This window comes from Variovorax sp. OK212 (assembly GCF_900112425.1).
Classification (GTDB): Bacteria; Pseudomonadota; Gammaproteobacteria; order Burkholderiales; family Burkholderiaceae_C; genus Variovorax.
This window is the reverse complement of record NZ_FOLP01000005.1, coordinates 397233-415394: the sequence shown is the minus strand read 5'-3', so window position 1 is coordinate 415394 and position 18162 is coordinate 397233. Positions and strand designations below refer to the sequence as shown.

The 18162-nt window shown below is 69.9% G+C and carries 16 protein-coding genes; 5 read left to right on the top strand and 11 right to left on the bottom strand.

Annotation, left to right across the window (positions count from 1 at the left end; all coding sequences use genetic code 11):
- Positions 1 to 7: 7 nt before the first annotated feature.
- From BM004_RS18495 to BM004_RS18480, 4 genes are read right to left on the bottom strand one after another with little or no spacing between them, the layout of a single operon-like run.
- Positions 8 to 772: a LamB/YcsF family protein gene (locus BM004_RS18495; RefSeq protein ID WP_093215751.1), complete on the bottom strand. Its 765-nt coding sequence runs from the start codon at positions 770 to 772 to the stop codon at positions 8 to 10.
- Between the two features lie 48 nt (positions 773 to 820).
- A complete protein-coding gene (pcp, locus tag BM004_RS18490; protein WP_256219944.1) occupies positions 821 to 1519 on the bottom strand; it encodes a pyroglutamyl-peptidase I in 699 nt (232 codons plus the stop codon).
- Between the two features lie 10 nt (positions 1520 to 1529).
- A complete protein-coding gene (locus BM004_RS18485; protein ID WP_093129113.1) occupies positions 1530 to 2486 on the bottom strand; it encodes a DUF979 domain-containing protein in 957 nt (318 codons plus the stop codon).
- A gap of 2 nt (positions 2487 to 2488) precedes the next feature.
- Positions 2489 to 3229 (bottom strand): DUF969 domain-containing protein, encoded by a 741-nt coding sequence (locus BM004_RS18480; protein ID WP_093129112.1) that lies wholly within the window; start codon positions 3227 to 3229, stop codon positions 2489 to 2491.
- A gap of 328 nt (positions 3230 to 3557) precedes the next feature.
- Between BM004_RS18480 and BM004_RS18475 the strand changes: the two genes are divergently transcribed.
- Positions 3558 to 4262, top strand: a complete 705-nt coding sequence (locus tag BM004_RS18475; RefSeq protein ID WP_093129111.1) for a GntR family transcriptional regulator — start codon at positions 3558 to 3560, stop codon at positions 4260 to 4262.
- Between the two features lie 21 nt (positions 4263 to 4283).
- Here the strand turns inward: BM004_RS18475 and BM004_RS41460 are convergent, their stop codons facing one another.
- Positions 4284 to 7406 (bottom strand): autotransporter outer membrane beta-barrel domain-containing protein, encoded by a 3123-nt coding sequence (locus BM004_RS41460; protein ID WP_256219943.1) that lies wholly within the window; start codon positions 7404 to 7406, stop codon positions 4284 to 4286.
- A 349-nt stretch (positions 7407 to 7755) separates the two neighbouring features.
- Between BM004_RS41460 and BM004_RS18465 the strand changes: the two genes are divergently transcribed.
- Positions 7756 to 8388 (top strand): LysE family translocator, encoded by a 633-nt coding sequence (locus BM004_RS18465; RefSeq protein ID WP_093215596.1) that lies wholly within the window; start codon positions 7756 to 7758, stop codon positions 8386 to 8388.
- Between the two features lie 27 nt (positions 8389 to 8415).
- Here the strand turns inward: BM004_RS18465 and recG are convergent, their stop codons facing one another.
- The 3 genes from recG to BM004_RS18450 are packed head-to-tail and all read right to left on the bottom strand — an operon-like array spanning position 8416 to position 12754.
- A complete protein-coding gene (gene recG / locus BM004_RS18460; RefSeq protein ID WP_177206532.1) occupies positions 8416 to 10563 on the bottom strand; it encodes an ATP-dependent DNA helicase RecG in 2148 nt (715 codons plus the stop codon).
- An 11-nt stretch (positions 10564 to 10574) separates the two neighbouring features.
- Positions 10575 to 12068 (bottom strand): TIGR01777 family oxidoreductase, encoded by a 1494-nt coding sequence (locus BM004_RS18455; protein ID WP_093215594.1) that lies wholly within the window; start codon positions 12066 to 12068, stop codon positions 10575 to 10577.
- Complete coding sequence (locus BM004_RS18450) at positions 12065 to 12754, bottom strand: DUF4166 domain-containing protein (RefSeq protein ID WP_093129107.1); 690 nt, start codon at positions 12752 to 12754, stop codon at positions 12065 to 12067. Before BM004_RS18450 ends, BM004_RS18455 begins: the two co-directional genes overlap by 4 nt.
- A gap of 139 nt (positions 12755 to 12893) precedes the next feature.
- Here BM004_RS18450 and queA point away from each other — a divergent pair, with 139 nt between their 5' ends.
- Entirely contained in the window at positions 12894 to 13937 is a 1044-nt protein-coding gene (queA, locus tag BM004_RS18445) for a tRNA preQ1(34) S-adenosylmethionine ribosyltransferase-isomerase QueA (protein ID WP_093215591.1), read from the top strand.
- A 10-nt stretch (positions 13938 to 13947) separates the two neighbouring features.
- Positions 13948 to 15120: a tRNA guanosine(34) transglycosylase Tgt gene (gene tgt, locus BM004_RS18440; RefSeq protein ID WP_093215589.1), complete on the top strand. Its 1173-nt coding sequence runs from the start codon at positions 13948 to 13950 to the stop codon at positions 15118 to 15120.
- An 18-nt stretch (positions 15121 to 15138) separates the two neighbouring features.
- On the opposite strand, the gene BM004_RS18435 is transcribed toward tgt, so the two are convergent.
- The gene (locus BM004_RS18435; RefSeq protein WP_093129104.1) at positions 15139 to 15504 is read right to left on the bottom strand and encodes a hypothetical protein; all 366 of its coding nucleotides are present in this window, start codon (positions 15502 to 15504) and stop codon (positions 15139 to 15141) included.
- Between the two features lie 157 nt (positions 15505 to 15661).
- Between BM004_RS18435 and BM004_RS18430 the strand changes: the two genes are divergently transcribed.
- Positions 15662 to 16450: an SDR family NAD(P)-dependent oxidoreductase gene (locus BM004_RS18430; protein ID WP_093215744.1), complete on the top strand. Its 789-nt coding sequence runs from the start codon at positions 15662 to 15664 to the stop codon at positions 16448 to 16450.
- Between the two features lie 73 nt (positions 16451 to 16523).
- Here BM004_RS18430 and BM004_RS18425 read toward each other — a convergent pair whose 3' ends face one another.
- Together BM004_RS18425 and BM004_RS18420 are read right to left on the bottom strand one after the other, a co-directional pair.
- Entirely contained in the window at positions 16524 to 16913 is a 390-nt protein-coding gene (locus BM004_RS18425) for a DUF3597 domain-containing protein (RefSeq protein ID WP_093129102.1), read from the bottom strand.
- Positions 16914 to 17037: 124 nt separating this feature from the next.
- A complete protein-coding gene (locus BM004_RS18420) occupies positions 17038 to 18126 on the bottom strand; it encodes a serine endopeptidase (RefSeq protein WP_093215586.1) in 1089 nt (362 codons plus the stop codon).
- Positions 18127 to 18162 lie beyond the last annotated feature (36 nt).

Sequence of the window (18162 nt, the reverse complement as noted above, 5' to 3'; positions counted from 1 at the left end):
GGCATGGTCATGCGGCGTCCACGAAGGAACGGATCGTCACGCCCGCCTGCTCCAGCCGCGCGCGCACCTGGCGCGCCATCTCGACCGCGCCCGGGCTGTCGCCGTGCACGCAGACCGACTCGGCCTCGATGCGCACCGTGCTGCCGTCGATGGCCGTGACCACGCCGTCGGCGGCCAGCCGCAGCATGCGCTCGGCCACTTCATGCGCGTCGTGCAGCACCGCACCGGGCTCGCGGCGCGACACCAGCGTGCCCTGGGGCGTGTAGGCACGGTCGGCAAAGGCTTCGGCCACCGCGCGCAGGCCTTCGCCGCGCGCCCAGCCCAGCAGGGGCGAGCCCGCCAGCGCCACCAGGCACAGGCCGGGGTCGGTCTCGCGGATGGCGGCGATCACGTCGCGCGCCTGGCGCTCGTCGTGGGCGATGGTGTTGTACAGCGCGCCGTGCGGCTTCACGTAGCGCACGGTGGTGCCGGCGGCCGCGGCCAGTCCCTTGAGCGCGCCGATCTGGTAGATCACGTCGGCGCGCAGGTCGGCGCTGTCCACGTCCATGTTGCGGCGCCCGAAGCCCACCAGGTCGCGGTACGCCACGTGGGCGCCGACCGCCACGCCGCGCTCCCTGGCCTGGCGCAGCGTGCGCAGGATGCCGGCCGGGTCGCCCGCATGGAAGCCGCAGGCCACGTTGGCGCTGCTCACCAGCGACAGCATGGCGGCGTCGTCGCCCATGCGCCATACGCCCAGGCTCTCGCCGAGGTCACTGTTCAAGTCGATGTTCATCGTGTTCTCCGGCGTGCGCGGGCGCACGCCTCAAGGGTCAATGCGGGATCAGTGCAGCCGGCCGGCGGTTTCGCGCACGTCGTCGCGCACGGTCAGCGCGGTGCGTATCGCCACGCGGAAAGCCTCCACCTGCGCGGCCAGCGCCATGCTCGCCACGCCCGGCTTCGGCGCGGCCTGCTCGGGCAGGTAGGGCACGTGCACGAAGCCGCCGCGCGTGTGCGCGAGCGCGGGCCGCGTGGCGAGCCGGTGCATCAGCGCATAGAAGATGTGGTTGCACACGAAGGTGCCGGCCGTGTTCGACACCGCCGCCGGCAGGCCCGCGGCGCGCATGTCACGCACCATGGCCTTGATGGGCAGCGTCGAGAAATACGCCGCCGGCCCGCCGGCCACCACCTCGATGTCGATGGGCTGGTAGCCGGCGTTGTCGGGAATGCGCGCGTCGTCCACGTTCAGCGCGGCGCGCTCCATCGAGATCTCGGTGCGCCCGCCCGCCGCGCCCACGCACAGCACCAGCCGGGGCGCGGGCCCCACCAGCGCGGCGTCGAGGGTGTCGATGGCGCGGCCGAACACGCAAGGCAGCTGCACCGCCTGCACCACCGCGCCCTCGCAGGCCCAGCCGTCGAGCGCGCGCGCGATCTCCCAGGCGGGGTTGACGGGATCGTTCTCGAAGGGCTCGAAGCCCGCGACCAGCACGCGCGGTGCGTGCGGCGCGTGCGGTGCGCGGGCCCGGGTGGCATCTGTGGTCACGCGCGGCACCTCAACGGAACATCAGGAAGTACAGCAGGAAGATGTTGACCACCAGCAAGGCGGCGGCGGTCGGCACCTGGACCTTGATCACCGCATTCTTGTCGGGCAGCTCCAGCAGCGCCGCCGGCACGATGTTGAAGTTGGCCGCCATCGGCGTCATCAGCGTGCCGCAGTAGCCCGAGAACATGCCGATGGCCGCCATCACGGCCGGGTCGCCGTGGTACACGCCCACCAGCACCGGCACGCCCACGCCGCCCGTCATCACCGGGAAGGCCGCGAAGCCGTTGCCCATGATGATGGTGAACAGCGCCATGCCCAGCACGTAGACCACCACCGCCACGAAGCGGATGTCCATGTTGATGTAGCTGGTGGTGATGTACGCCACGGCCTTGCCCACGCCCGCGTCGGAGAACACCAGGCCCAGCATGCCCAGCATCTGCGGCAGCACCACGGCCCAGCCCAGCGCGTCGGTCAGGCGGCGCGACTCGCGCATGCCCTGCACCGGCGTCTCGCGCGTCAACCAGCAGGCCAGCGCCAGCGCCACCACGCAGCCCACGCCCAGGCTCACCAGCGTCGTGTTCTTGGGGTCGAGCAGGAAGGCGTCGCCGATCTTCACCTTGCTCATGAGCACGGTGCCGATCACGGTGACCAGCGGAATGGCCAGCGCGGGCATGAACAGCTTGTTGCCCAGGCGCTTGGCGCTGGCGGCGTACTCGGCGACCGAGGGCTCGCGGTGCTTGCCCGCACCCACGCCGCGCAGGCCGGCAATGACGGCCATGGCGATGGCGCCCACGCCGACCCAGGCCGGCGGCAGCTTGTCGCCGACCAGGAAGACCATGGCGTAGAGCGCCCAGAACAGGCCGCTGGTGTAGCGCTTGGGGTGCTGGCGGTCGGTCAGGGTCATGATGGCCGTGATCGCGAGGATCAGGCCCACCAGGATGTAGAGGTGCTGGATCGAGAGAATCATGATCAGCGGCCCTCCTGCGCGGCGACGGCGGGTACGGCCGGCTCTTCCTTGGCGCCTTGCATTTCACGGGCGATCGACTGGTCGAGGCGGCGCAGGCGCCAGGCGTGGATGACGAAGGCGGCGATCGCGGTCGGGATGCCCCACAGCGCGATGTGCAGCGGCTCCACGTCGATGCCGGCCTCGTGCAGGAAGGTGCTCATCAGCACGATGGCGCCGAAGGCCACGAAGATGTCTTCGCCGAAGAACAGGCCCACGTTGTCGGTGGCCGCGGCATAGGCGCGCAGCTTGTGGCGCAGGCGCTCGGGCAGCTTGCCGTAGCGGGTCTCGGTGGCGCCTTCGGCCATCGGTGCCAGCAACGGGCGAACCATCTGCGGGTGGCCGCCCAGGCTGGTGAGGCCGACGGCGGCCGTGAGCTCGCGCGCGGCCAGGTAGACGATCAGCAGGCGCCCGGCGGTGGCCGACTTGATGCGGCTGATCCAGTTCTGCGCGTGCTGGCGCAGGCCGTGGCGCTCGAGCAGGCCGATGACGGCCAGCGGCAGAAGAATGATCAGCGGCAGGTTGCGCGTCTTGATGAACCCGGTGCCGATGGCCGTGAGGATGGCCATGGGGCCGAAGCCCGCGGCGGCCGCCGTCACGATGGCCGTGACGATCACCACCAGCATCGGATTGAAGCGCAGGATGAAGCCCGCAATGATCACGGCCACGCCGATCAGCGGCCACAAATGAGGGATGTCAGGAGTCATGTTGGTCTTTCGTTTTGGGATTCAGAGACACCTTGCGCGGGGGCGCCGGTCATTCGCTTGATGCAAACCTCGTGCCAATGAATGAGCAATCTATTTCTTCTGAATCACTCATTTGTCCACGATTGTTGAACAATTGTGGTGAGTGTGCCCAACAACAGTGCCTGGCCAACCCCATGGAAACCCTGAGCGCGGGCGCCTTTGGTGCGCGCGCAAGCGCCATGGCAAGCGGGGCGGCAAACGGGGGGGAAACGGCGACCCGGCGGGCGGAATCTGCTAAAAACGCGCGGCTTTCCCTGCTCCTTCGGCTTTTCCCATCCCCCTTCCCGGCATGACCTCACTGGCTTCCCCGACCTCCCCTGCCGCGCCGGCCGCCGGCACGCAGACGCTCAACGACCGGGTCGCCGAGCTGATCCGCCAGAAGATCGTGAAGGGCGAGTTCTCGCCCGGGCAGCGGCTGTCGGAGGCGGCGCTGGCCGACAGCTTCGAGATTTCGCGCAACACCCTGCGCGAGGTGTTCCGCACGCTGACCAAGGAAGGGCTGCTCAAGCACGCGCCCAACCGCGGCGTGTTCGTGGCGGTGCCCAGCATCGCGTCGATCATCGACATCTACCGCGTGCGCCGGCTCATCGAATGCCAGGCGCTGGCGCAGGCCTACCCGCGCCACCCGGCCAAGAAGCACATGCGCGAAGCCGTGGAGATGGCGCTGAAGTGCCGCGACGCCGGCGACTGGCTGGGCGTGGGCACGGCCAACATGGAGTTCCACAAGGGCATCGTGGAGCTGGCGGACAGCGAGCGGCTGAACATCTTGTTCGCCCATATCCTGGTCGAGCTGCGGCTGGCCTTCGGCCTGCTCAAGGACCCGGAGTTCCTGCACGCGCCCTACGTGGACATGAACACGAAGCTGCTCGAGCTCATCGAGGCCGGCAAGTTCACCGAGGGCTCGGCGTCGCTCAACGAGTACCTGATCCACTCCGAACGCATCGTGCTCGCCGTGTATGCGCGGCAGATGCCCGAAAGCGGCATCGACAACTGAGCGGGCCGGGGGCGAGACGCCTCACCACTTCACGCGCATGCCCAGGCTGGCGTCGATGCCGCTCTTGACGCGCGCGCCGCCGCCCGACGCGAACAGCTTCCCCAACTCGGCGTACACGCTGGTGCGCTCGCCGAGCGCCAGGGTCGCACCGCCCGCCAACCCGGTGCTTGTCCCGCCGGTGCGGCTGCCGATGGCGCTCGATCCGGCCGGGCCCACGAAGGTCGCGGTGTCGGCGCCGCCGGTCGTGCGGTAGACGTTCAGGCGCGCATACGGCTGCAGCATGCCCGCCGCGGTGGCCAGCTGCCCGCGCAGGCGCAAGCCCGCGCGCACGGTCCAGCCGCTGTCGCCGTCCTGCGATACGCGGGCGCCGACGATGTTCACGTCGTCGATCGCCAGGCTCTGGCGCACCAGTTGCAGCTGCGGCTCGATCGTCCAGCGACCGCCCAGTGCGAAGCTCTGGCCCACTTCCAGCGACACCAGCGTGCTGCGCCCCTTGCCCGAGGCGCCGCCCGCGCTGTCGAGCAGTTCCGCCGTGTAGCGATGCCGTCCGCCCTGCAGCACCGCATCGGCATGGAACCCGGTGTCGTTCATGAAGGCGCCATACACGCCGAGGTAGTCGCTGCGCAGCGAGTTGCGCCCCACGCCCAGGTCGAGCACGCCGCGCGCGAAACCGCGTGTCCTGGCATCGCCCTCGAGCCGGCCGGCGTACACGCCGGCGCGCCAGTTGCGGTTCGCCCACAGGTCGGTGCCGGCCTGCAGGCCCGCCATGCGCCCGCGGCTGCTCTGGCTCACGGTGCCTGCCTGGCGGATGTCCAGGTGGCTGCCGATGACGCGCCCCCAGGCGCTGCGCCGGGACAGATCGTCGGCATCGCCGGCATCGTTGCGGCCGGCACCCGCATCGTCGTCGCCCATGCGCACCCGCAGGCTGCCCAGCATCGCGAGATTGCCCTGGCGCAACTGCTCGGGCAGCGCGGCGAGCAGCGGCACCTCCGCGCGGTAGGCGGGGACTTGCAGGGGCGCCGTCCTGGCAGGTATTGGCGCCCCTGCAGATGTCGGCGCCCCGGCAGGTGTCGGCGCCCCTGCCGGTGCCGGCGGCGCCACCGCCACCGTGGAGCGCAGGTACCAGTTCTCGCCCGCGCCGTTGGCATCGGCCGCGTGCAGGCGGTACTCGTACGCCCCTGCATCGACGTGGCCGCCCGCGAGCGCGAAGGCGTCCCTGGTGCCTTGCGCCGTGGTCCTCGCGCCGTTGAGCCCGCTGACGAGCTCGATGCCGCTGCCCGCGGTCAAGGCGCCGAGGCCGCCGAGGTTGGCCACCTGCACCGTGGTGCGTCCGCTGGCGTTCGCGCCCGCGCCGTCGAGCACCAGCCGGTCGCTCGCGCTGCCGCTGTCGCCGAGCGCGGTGCCCAGGCGAAGGGTGCCGTTGTCGCCCACGTAGGCCCCGGTGACGGTGAGCACGGTCCCCGGCACCGTGCCCGCCAGCGAAACCAGGCCGCCGTTCCTGAGCGAGGGCAGCCTCTGGCCGAAGCCTGCAAGGTCGAGCGTGCCGCCCGCGCCCACGATGTGGGCCGACGAGCCGCTGAACGCGTTGGCGGCACCCGCCCTGAGCGTGCCGCCATGGACGGCGGTGCTGCCCGCGTAGCTGTTCTGGCCGCTCAGGGTGAGCGTGCCGGCGCCGCGTTTCTCCAGGCTGCCTTCATAGACCCGGGCGCCGCGCGCGGCTTCGCGGGCCACGCCGGTGGCGTACTCGCTGCGGTCGGCGTCGCTGGCGCCGGCCGGCAGGCCCGCGGTCCAGCCCTTGGCCTGCCGGGTCGCGCCCCAGGCCACGGCCTCGCTGGCGTCCTCGGTCCTGCGCGCCTTGAGCGCGATGTCGGAGATGCTGTTCGACCAGGTGTCGCTGCGGCCCTGCGTGTCGACCGCGAAGGGCCCCAGCAACTGGCCCGGGCCGTTCATTGCGCGGCGCAGGCTCGGCGTGCCCCAGCCGTTGACCACGTCGGGCACCTTGACCTGCTGGCCGGCCTCGGGGTTGGCGAGCGTGCCCGGCCCGGCCGGATTGGGGATGGTGGCGTTCTGCGTCGCCGTGGTCTTCAGCACCATGAGCACCTGCTCGTTCGTCAGGTAGCTGAAGCGCTCCATGACCAGGGCCAGCGCGCCGGACGCGTGGGGCGCGGCCATCGAGGTGCCCGACAGCGACGCGTAGCCGCCAGCCAGCACGGTGCCGTTGATGCCTACGCCCGGCGCCGTGACGCAGGACCACTTCGCCACGCCGCACTTGTTGAAGTTCTGCGTGCCCGGCACGTTGACCGAGCCGTCGGCGTTGAGGGTCTGCCCCGCGGTGCTCAGGGCCGACACGGCGAGCCAGTTGGCTTCGAGCTTGGGGTCGAAGTACGGCGCCGCGGCGCGCGCGCTGGGATTGAGCCAGCCGCCGTTGCCCGCGCTGAAGACCATCAGCGTGTCGGTCTTCGCGGCGTCGAACGCGCCCTGCATCCAGGTGGTGTTGGCAACGTAGTAGCCGTTGGCGGCATGGAGCTGCGCCATGGTGTCGTAGCGCTCGCCGGACGGCGGGCTGCCCCAGCTGGTGCTGATGATGCGCACGCCCTGCGCGTTCGCCTGCCGGTAGGCATCGGCGATGTGCCGATCGTCGGCCGTGAGGGCCGCCGACTGGCCGGGGGTCGGCCGGCCGAAGTTGGCGCTGTCGCTCCTTGCGGTGTTGACGACATGGAGGTCCGCGTTGAATGCCACGCCGTGCATGTTGGCCGTGGCGCTGCCGCCGTCGCGGCTGGCGGCGATGCTGCCGCCGACGTGCGTGCCATGGCGGTCGTTGTAGACGCCGCTGTAGGCGCCGGGCACCGTGCCCACCAGGACACCGTGGAAGCGCGAGACCGGAAACTCGGGGTGCGATGCGTCGTAGCCCGAGTCGACCTCCCCCACCTTGACGCCCATGCCGCTGAAGCCCGCCGCATAGGCGTACTCGGCGCCCATGGCGCGCAGGCCCCAGTCGCGCACGAACTCCGGCGTGCGCCAGCTCGCCGGCGAACCGAGCATGCCCGGATCTCCCGCGTAGCTCTGAATGGCCCATGCCTGGTGTGTCGCAAGGCCGGCGAGTGCCATGGCCAGTGCGAATTTCTTCATCCTTTTCGAAGTCATGATTCGACCTTCCTCCCTGTTGATTTGTTGTTCGAACAGACAGCGGCGAGCCGCACCGGCCCGTGTGCAAGACGCGAGCCAAAAGGCGAAACATGAACAACTGTTTCCCACGGCAGCGCGGTGGAGATACCGGTGCCAGGCGAGGTAGTCGAGGAAGCATTGCCCATGGCGGCAGCTGCTCATTTCCCCGACAGGAAATGCCGCACGCCACGCGACAGCATGTGCACGCAAGCTCTCGAGCCAATGCACTGATGTTGCGTTTGTTTGCCTTCGTCAACGTGCGGGGCGTGCTGCGGATAATGGCGAACCTTCTTGGTCCCTTCCGTCATCTCAGAGCCTGGATGCCCCCATGACCCTGTCTGCCTACCTGCTGTTCCTGCCGGCCTGCTTCGCCATCAACATGGCCTTCGGCCCCAACAATCTGCTGTCGGTGACCAACGGCGCGAAGCACGGCGTGTCGCCGGCCGTGATCGCGGCCAGCGGCCGGCTCGTGGCCTTCGCGATCATGATCGCCATCGCGGGGCTGGGCATGGGCGCGGTGCTGGTCGCGTCGGAGCTGGCCTTCGACGTCATCAAGTACATCGGCGCGGCCTACCTGGTGTGGATCGGCGTTCGCCTGCTGCGCGCACCGGCGCCCACGGCCGAGGTGCAGCAACGCGACGCCGGCGCGCCGCCCTCGCTGCGCGCGCTGGCGCGTCAGGAGTTCACCGTGGCGGCCGGCAACCCGAAGGCCATCCTGGTGTTCACCGCCTTCTTTCCGCAGTTCGTGGTGCCGGGCGCCTACGCCTCCAGCTACCTGCTGCTGGGCGTGACCTTCCTGGTGTTCGAGCTGGTGGCGATCGCGCTGTACGCCATGCTCGGCGCGCGCATGCGCCGGCTGGCCGACGGCAGCCGCGCGATGCGCTGGTTCAACCGCGTGAGCGGCAGCATGATGGTCGGCTTCGGGCTGATCCTGGCGTTCACGCGCCGGCCCGCGGGCTGACACGCCTTCCGGCTTGGCTGAACGGACTCAGGCCTTCAGGTACTCGGCCTTGGTGCCGAGCCAGCGGTCGATGTGCCGCTGCGCCAGCTCGGGGTGCTTCTCGAGCATGACCGGTGCCAGCTCGCGCGCCCAGTCGAGCAGCAAGGTGTCGGTCGCGAGGTCGGCGAAGCGCAGCAGCGGCGCGCCCGACTGGCGCGCGCCCAGGAACTCGCCGGGCCCGCGAATCTCGAGGTCGCGCCGCGCGATCTCGAAGCCGTCGCCGGTCTCGGCCATGGCTTTCAATCGCGCGCGCGCCGCCTCGCCCACGCGCCCGCTGTCGCCTGGCGCATAGAGCAGCACGCAGGCCGAGGCCGCCGCGCCGCGCCCCACGCGCCCGCGCAACTGGTGCAGCTGCGAGAGGCCGAAGCGCTCGGCATGCTCGATCACCATGAGCGAGGCGTTGGGCACGTCGACGCCCACTTCGATCACGGTCGTGCTCACCAGCACCTGGATCTCGTTGGCGGTGAACGCGGCCATCACCGCCTGCTTCTCGGCCGTGGGCATGCGCGAATGCAGCAGGCCGACCTGGATCGGCTCGCCCAGCGTGCCGGCCAGTTCCTCGCGCGTCTCGGTCGCGTTGCGCAGGTCGACCGCCTCGCTCTCCTCGATCAGCGGGCACACCCAGTACACCTGCCGGCCCTGCGCAATCTGCGAGTGGATGCGGTCGATGACCTCGTCGCGCCGGTGGTCGGCCACCAGCTTGGTGACGATGGGCGTGCGGCCCGGCGGCAGTTCGTCGAGCGTGGACACGTCCAGGTCGGCGTAGTAGCTCATCGCCAGCGTGCGCGGAATGGGGGTGGCGCTCATCATCAGCAAGTGCGGCTCCAGGTCGCCGACAGCCTTGCCGCGCAATGCCAGGCGCTGCGCGACGCCGAAGCGGTGCTGCTCGTCGATGATGGCCAGCGCGAGGTTCCTGAAGCGCACCTTCTCCGAGATGACCGCGTGCGTGCCGATGACCAGCGCGGCCTGGCCGCTCTCCACCGCCGCCGACATCTCGTCGCGCTCCTTCTTCTTCTGGCTGCCCGTGAGCCACGCCACGCGCTGGCCGCGCGCGGCCAGCAGCGGGTCGAGCCAGCCGACCAGCTTGCCGAAGTGCTGGCCCGCGAGGATTTCGGTGGGCGCCATCAGCGCGCACTGGAAACCCGCGTCGATGCAGCGCGCCGCCGCCAGCGCGGCCACCACGGTCTTGCCGGAGCCGACGTCGCCCTGCAGCAGGCGGTGCATCGGGATCGCGCGGTGCAGGTCGGCCGTGATTTCTTCGCCCACGCGCTGCTGCGCGCCGGTCAGGCCGAAGGGCAGCACCGCGAGCAGTTGCGCATGCAGCGAGGTGGCCACCGGCTCGGCGGTCGAAGGCAGTACCGGCGCGCGTTGCGCCGCGCGCTCCAGCCGCGCCTGCAACTGCGACAGCTGCTGCGCGAGCAGTTCCTCGGCCTTGATGCGCTGCCACGCCGGGTGGCTGTGGTCTTCGAGCGCGGCAATGGACACGTCGGGCGTCGGGTAGTGCAGGAAGCTCAGCGAGGCGCGCAGGTCCCATGCGCCGCGCAGGCCGATCTGCACCGGAATCGTTTCGTCGAGCACCGCGCGCGCCAGGCCCGAGCGCACCTCGCGCCGCAGCACCGGCTGCGCCAGCCCGGCCACGGTCGAGTAGACCGGCGTGAGCGCGTTGGGCAGCGCGGTGCCTGCCGCCTTCACCGTGGGATGCATGATCTGCCGGCCCACGAAGCCGCCGCGCATCTCGCCGCGCACGCGCACGCTGGCACCCACGGCCAACTGCTTCTGCTGCGACGGATAGAAATTGAAGAAGCGCAGCTGGCAGGTGTCGCTGCCGTCGTCGATGGTGGCGATCAGCTGGCGGCGCGGTCGGTAGACCACCTCGCATTCGGTGACCACGCCCTCGACCTGCGCCATGTCGCCGTCGCGCGTATCGGCCAGTCGCACGATGCGCGTCTCGTCCTCGTAGCGCATCGGCAGGTAGAGCGCGAAGTCGATGTCGCGCACCAGGCCGAGCTTGCGCAGCGCGCGCTGCACGAGGCTCAGGCCGCTGCCGGGCGGGCCCGCTGGCGCAGGCGCGGCGGCGTTCGCGGCATTCGCTGCAGTAGCGGCCTTGGCAGGGGACGGGGTTTTCTTGGCGGGCACGAACTGGGCTTCTAGCGCGGGCGGCAGAGGTCCGTCAAGGCGCTGCGCGCATCGGGGAACAGGAAGCTGAAGCCGGTGCGCAGCAACTGCGCGGGCACCACGCGCTGGCCTTCGAGCAGCAGGTCGGCCTGTTCGCCGAGCAGCAGCTTGACGGGCGCGGCCGGCGTGGGCATCCAGCAGGGGCGGTGCAGCACGCTGGCGGCGACGCGGGTGAATTCCTCCTGGCTCAGCGCGCCGGGCGCGGTGAAGTTGAAGGCCTGCACCGTCGCGGGGGCCGCGGCCTGCTCGGTCACGGTCCACACATGGGCCATGGCGCGCACCAGGTCGTGCACATGCACCCACGACAGCCACTGCCGCCCGCTGCCCAGCCGTCCGCCCATGCCGAGCTGGACCGGCATCAGCAGCTGCGGCAGCGAGCCCTGGTGGCCCAGCACGAAGCCGAAGCGCATGCAGGCCACGTGCACGCCGTGCGCCACGGCCGCATGCGCCGCCTGCTCCCAGCGCTGGCACAGCTGAGACATGAAGATGGCTTGCGGCGGCGCGTCTTCGGCGAGCTCGGCGGCATCGCCCTGCGGCTGCACGCCGTAGTAGCCGATGGCCGAGCCCGACAGCAGCAGCCAGGGCTTGCGCGGCCGCGCGGCGACCCACGCCACAAGCTGCTGCGTGAGCCCTTCGCGGCTCTTGAGCAACTGCTGCTGGCGCCGCTCGCTCCAGCGCATGCCCAGGATGCGCGCGCCCGCGAGGTTGATGACCACGTCGATGTCGTCGGCCGCCGGCACCTGGTCGAGCGACTGCACGCAGCGCACCGCGCCGCCGAAGCCCCAGGCGGCGGCGCGCGCGTCGCGCGTCCACACCGTCACCGCATGGCCGTCGGCCAGCAGCTGTCGCACCAGCAATTGGCCGATGAAGCCGGTGCCGCCCGTGACCAGCACGCGCTGCGGCTTCGTGCCGAAACGCACCGGCGCCTGGGCGTCGCGCACCTGCGCCTGCTTGCGCTGCTTGAACAACGCGCGCGCCGCGAAGCCGTCGCGCAGCCCCGACACGCCGACGCCCACGCCGCACAGCGCGAGAAAGGCGCTGAGCCATCCGTACGGCTGCCACACCATCGCGGTCGGCTGCGCGGCCCAGTCCACCGCGTTCATCGCCAGCAGCGCGATGAACGCGCCGGCGTTGATGGCCAGCACCGTGTGCGTGACGCGCTCGGTGGGCGGCAGCAGGCGGCTGTTGTCCTCGACCACGAAGTCCCACAGCGTGAGCACGATCTCGACGCCGAACACCGCCAGCAGCACCCAGGCCCATGCGCCGTGCCAGGCCCAGGCCGACAGCCCGATGAACATGGCGCAATAGATCGACGAGCGCGTCGCGTGGATCGACAGCTCCAGCCCCGCCGTGCCGCGCCGCGGCAGCGCCTCGGTGCCTTCGTGGTGGTAGAGCGTGTCGAACGCGCCGAGCGCGCCCTGGGCGGCCATGAGCTGCAGGGCCAGCAGGTGGGTGTCGAGCGTCATGCGGCCACCGTCTTCGGATCGGTCACTTCCTCGAACACGCCGACCTGCGTGAAGGTCGTGCCCATCAGCCAGTGCCGGATCTCGATGCGGATGTTGAAGCGCTCGGGCGTCTCGTTGTGATGCCACAGAAAAGTCTTGCCCGGCGTGAACAGGCCGGGCAGCGGAATGCGCCAGCCGAACACGTCCCAGAAATAGCCGTCGCTCTCGAAATGCAGGCTGCCGTTTTCCACGCTCAGCACCAGCTTCATGCCCAGGCCCATGCCGACGTACTCGAGCACCTCGCCGCGTTCGCTCTCGCGCATGAAGCTGGTGAACTGGATGGGCTTGCGGCCGTGCAGGCGGTAGATGCGCTGCTTGTAGATGGCCGGGTCCTGCGGCTTGGCGTAGACCTGGATCTCGACCGGGAAGTTGCTGTCGCTGTACGGGATCAGCGCGCCCTGGATCATCGGCTGCGTCAGGTGGCCCAGCAGCTTGCCGAAGCGCGAGCAGCGCAGTTCGCTGAGCGCGCCGAGGTAGTGCAGTGCCTTGCCCGGCGAAGGGTTCTTCTCGAAGCGGCGGCGGATGTCGGGGTGCAGGCCGAGCCAGGTGTTGCCCATGATCTTCTTGAAGAGCTCGCCTTCGGAGGGACCGGGTGGAACGCCGGCTTCGGGCCCCGGTGAAACGCGTGCTGCTTGTGAATCGACCATGCGCCGATTCTGCCTTGGCAACTCGTGCGCAACCTCACGCAGCGAGGCGGTTTTCGCGGCGTGGGACAATCCCGGCCGTCTTCCTTGGAACGGGCCCGTCCGGCCCTCAAGCACACGGGCCGTCCGGCCCCCAAGCACCATGCGCGCTTTCACGCTCTCCGATTTCGATTTTCTCTTGCCACCCGACCTGGTGGCGCAACACCCGGCCACCGAACGCACCTCCTCCCGTCTGCTCGACGGCACAGGCCCCGCCCCGGTCGACCGCATCTTCAAGAGCCTGCCCTCGCTGCTGCGCGAAGGCGACCTGCTGGTCTTCAACGACACGCGCGTGGTCAAGGCGCGCCTGTTCGGCGAGAAGCCGACCGGCGGCAAGCTCGAACTGCTGGTCGAGCGCGTGCTGCAGGGCCAGGAGGTCGTGGCCCACATGAAAGTCAGCAAGAAGCCGCCTGTGGGCACCACGCTGGAGATGGTGGGCGGCTTCCGCGCCACGCTGCTGGGCCGCTGGCCCGAGGAAGACGGCGCACTGTTCCGCTTCGGCTTCGAGAGCGACACGGGCGAGAACCCCTACATGCTGATGGAGCGCTGCGGCCACGTGCCGCTGCCGCCCTACATCACGCACACCGACTCGGCCGACGACGAGAGCCGCTACCAGACCGTGTTCGCGCGCGTGCCCGGCGCGGTGGCCGCGCCCACCGCCGCCCTGCACTTCGACGAAGGCCTGCTGGCAGAGCTCGAAGCGCGCGGCGTGCAGCGCGCCAGCGTCACGCTGCATGTGGGCGCCGGCACCTTCCAGCCGGTGAAGACCGAGAACATCGCGGAGCACACGATGCACGCCGAGCGCTACGAGGTGCCCGAGGCCACGCAGCGCGCCATTGCCGAGTGCAAGGCGCGCGGCGGCCGCGTGGTGGCCGTGGGCACGACCACGGTGCGCACGCTCGAGTCGTGGGCCAAGAGCGGCGAGACCGCGGGCGACACGCGCATCTTCATCACGCCGGGCTTCGGGTTCGAACACGTCGACCTGCTGGTGACCAACTTCCACCTGCCCAAGAGCACGCTGATGATGCTGGTCTCGGCCTTCGCGGGCTACGAGCGCGTGATGGCGCTGTATGCCCACGCCATTGCCAACGGCTACCGCTTCTTCAGCTACGGCGATGCCATGCTGCTGCAGCGCCAACAAGACTGAGACGACGACCATGCTGAACTTCGAACTCCTGAAGACCGACCCCGACAGCCACGCGCGCCGCGCCACGCTCACGCTCAACCACGGCAAGGTGCAGACGCCGATCTTCATGCCCGTGGGCACCTACGGCACCGTGAAGGGCGTGATGCCGCGCAGCCTGGAAGAGATGGGCGCGCAGATCATCCTGGGCAACACCTTCCACCTGTGGATGCGCCCGGGCCTGGACGTGATGGCCAGCTTCGGCGGGCTGCACCAGTTCGAGAAGTGGAGCAAGCCCATCCTCACCGACTCGGGCGGCTTCCAGGTGTGGTCGCTGGGCGCGATGCGCAAGATCAGCGAAGAGGGCGTGAAGTTCGCGTCGCCCGTCAACGGCGACAAGCTGTTCCTCACGCCCGAGGTCTCGATGCAGATCCAGACCGTGCTGAACAGCGACATCGTGATGCAGTTCGACGAGTGCACGCCCTACGACACCAAGGGCCACATCACCACCGAGGCCGAGGCGCGCACCTCGATGGAGCTGAGCCTGCGCTGGGCCAAGCGCTGCCAGACGGAATTCACGCGGCTCGAAAACCCGAACGCGCTGTTCGGCATCGTGCAGGGCGGCATGTTCGAGAACCTGCGCGAGGAGTCGCTGGCCGCATTGGTCGACATGGACTTTCCCGGCTACGCCGTGGGCGGCGTGAGCGTGGGCGAGCCCAAGGAAGAAATGCTGCACATCATGGGCCACACGCCGCACCGGCTGCCCGCGAACAAGCCGCGCTACCTGATGGGCGTGGGCACGCCCGAAGACCTGGTGCAGGGCGTGGCCGACGGCGTGGACATGTTCGACTGCGTGATGCCCACGCGCAACGCGCGCAACGGCACCATGTTCACCCGCTTCGGCGACCTGAAGATGCGCAACGCGCGCCACAAGACCGACCCGCAGCCGGTCGACCCGAGCTGCACCTGCCATGCGTGCGCGGGCACCTCGGGCGTGTCGTGGAACGACGGCGGGCGCGAAGGCTTCAGCCGCGCCTACCTGCATCACCTGGACCGCTGCGGCGAAATGCTCGGGCCGATGCTGTGCACCATCCACAACCTGCACTATTACCTGAACCTGATGACCGAGATCCGCGCGGCGCTGGACGCGGGCACGTTCACCGAGTTCCGCGCTCGCTTCAAGTCGGAGCGCGCGAGGGGCGTCTGACGCCCGACGCCTACCCGTCTACTTGACGGGCTGGACCGGCAGCGGCGAGCTGTAGGGCTCGATGCGCAGCAGCTCGTTCCTGAAGACCACGATCTGCTTGAGCGGCGCCTGCACCAGCGCGCCGCTCGCGTCCTTGTGCGAGGCGTACTGCCACAGCGTGAGCTGGCCCTTGGCCGCCAGCTGCGCGGCCAGCCGTTCCACGGCGGGGTTGCTGCCCGCGCCGAGCTGCGACGCCTCGACGCCCACGATCACCTCGTCGCGCGGCGAGACCACCTTGAAGAGCTGGACGGGCGCGCTCGCCTGCGCGCGCACGGCGCGCACCGCCAGGGCCGCGGGAAGGAGCGCGAGCGCCAGCATGGCGCGGCGGGGAAAGGTCTTCGTCATGGAGAACAAGCGTAGCCACGACGGCGCACCTTGCCCATTCGCCGGAAGCCATACGCCGACCGGTTGCCCGCCCCCCGCTTCCCCTCGCTTCCCCTCGCTTCGGGCGCGTTCCTCCGGTACGCTAGCCGTCCGTTCCCACTGCTGTTGCCGCATGCCCATGACCAACGCACCTTCTTCCCACACCGCCCCCTACACCGCGCGCTACCCCTCGCTGGCCGGGCGCGCCGTGTTCATCTCCGGCGGCGCCAGCGGCATCGGCGAATCGCTGGTGCGGGCCTTCCACGCGCAGGGCGCGAAGGTCGGCTTCTGCGACCTCGACACCGCCGCCGGCAGCGCGCTCGCGGCGCAGCTGCAGGGCGAGCATCCGGCGCTGTTCGTGCCCTGCGACGTGACCGACACGGCCGCGCTCACGGCCGCCATCGACGCGGTGCGCCAACGCTTCGGCCCGATCGCCGTGTTGCTGAACAACGCCGCCAACGACCGCCGCCACGAGATGGCCGACGTGAGCAGCGACGACTTCGACCGCCTCGTGGCCGTCAACTTCAAGCACCAGTTCTTCGCCGCGCAGGCGGTGGCCGACGACATGCGCGCGCTGGGCGGCGGCTCGATCGTCAACTTCGGCTCGATCAGCTGGATGATCAAGGGCAAGGGCTACCCCGTGTACCAGGCCTGCAAGGCGGCGGCGCGCGGCCTCACGCGCTCGCTGGCGCGCGACCTGGGCAAGCAGGGCATCCGCGTCAACTCGATCGTGCCGGGCTGGGTGATGACCGAGCGGCAGATCCAGCTGTGGGTGAAGCCGGAGTCGGGCGCGGAGATCGACGCGGCGCAGTGCCTGCCGGGTCGCGTGATGGCCGAAGACATCGCGGCAATGGCGCTCTTTTTGGCGGCCGACGACTCGCGCATGTGCACCGCGCAGGACTACGTGGTGGACGCCGGCTGGACCTGAAGCCCTCGGTCTTCGATACAAAGCAAAAAGCCCGGCATGCCGGGCTTTTTGCTGGGCGTTGCGAACGCGCGGATCAGTCGCGCAGTTCGGCGGGCACCTTGCCGCCGTTGGCGGCCAGCTTGGTCATCACCTGGCGATGCAGCCAGATGTTCATCTTGGCGCTGTCGCTGGTGTCGGCGCCGTAGCTCAGCTCGGCGGCCAGTTGCTTGCGCGCGTCCAGGCTGCTGTCCAGGCCCAGGAGCTTCATCAGGTCGACGATGGAGGTGCGCCAGTTCAGGCTGCTCGCGCCGGGCATGCCGTCGAGCAGGGCCTCGACGTCCACCACGGTGATGGCGGGCGGCGGCGCTGCGGCGGCAGGAGCGGCGGAAGCGTCCGCGGGTGCCGCGGCGTCCGGCGCTGCAGGGGCAGGCGCAGCGTTTGCCGAGGGGAAGATCTTGGAAAGGATGCTGCCGAAAATGCTCATGCGAGTACTCCGTGGATGAGAGGGATTGCAAACTTGCGGCAACATTTGTGTCGCAGCCGGCGTTGTAGCACGCCCGTGCGGCGGGTCCGCTACACGGTGTGTCGAACGAGGCCCGCGGTGTGACCTAGTTCGCAGGCGGCATCGCGGGCGTGCCGCCATCGAGCGGCGGCAGCACGCGTGGCGCGGCCGAGCAGCCGCAGGCATGGCAGAACTTGGAGAACGCGCTCTTGCGCGTCTCGCACAGGCCGCAGTGGTCGAACAGGCCGATGCCGCAGTGCGGGCAGAAGTCGATCTCGCCGTTCTTCAGGTCCACCGGCCGCTCGCAGCCGGGGCACACGCCCTTGCCCAGGCGCGTCAGCGCGGTGTCGTAGCTGAGCTCCTCGCGGCGCACCTGGTCGGGCTGCTGCTCGGCGAGCTTCTGGCGCGCCAGGTAGCTGTTGAGCGCGAGGATCGCGTAGCGCCCCACGATCACCGTGACCACGATGCCCACCACGTAGCGCACATAGCCGCCGTAGCTCGGCAGGTAGGGCACCAGCTCGACGAAGAACGCGAACAGCGCGAAGAAGATGAAGCCCCACACGAACGGCCAGTACGTGCTCTTGCGCTTCTTCGCGAACAGCCAGCCGGCCACCACCAGCAGCGGCAAGGTGAGCGCGAGGCGGTAGGCGAACACGCGCAGCTCGATGCGGCGGTATTCGGCGTCGAGCTTCTTCTGCGCGTCGCGCTCCAGGTCGGCCAGCGCGGTGCGCGCGCGCTGCTCGGCCTGGCGCGCGTCGAGCATGATCTGCTGCTGCGCGTTGACCCGGCGCTGCACGTCTTCTTCCTTCTGCTTGAAGGCATCGAGCGCCTTGGTGCGCGCGATGAGTTCGGTGTCCTGGTCGGGCTGCGCGGTGGCGCGGCGCGTGGCGAGCCAGTTGCCGAAGGTTTCGCGCGCATTGGCGTTGGCCTGCTGCGCGGCCTGCAACTGCAGGCGGACCTGGTCGAGCTCGCGCGCGGCCTGCTGCTCCGCCGTCTCCGACGTCTTGATGACGGCGCGCAGCGGCTCCGCCGCGGGCTTGTCGATGAAGTCGTCCAGCACGCGCACGCGCTCGACCTGCGGCAGGTCGCTCACCACGGTGCTGCCGAGCCCGATCAGGAAGCTCGCGAACACGAAGGCCACGAGCCAGAGGCCGCGGCGAAACCATTTCTCTGACAGGCGCAGTGATTTGCTCATGTCGTTCTCTCCTCTGTTTTCCTTGTCTTCTCTGTC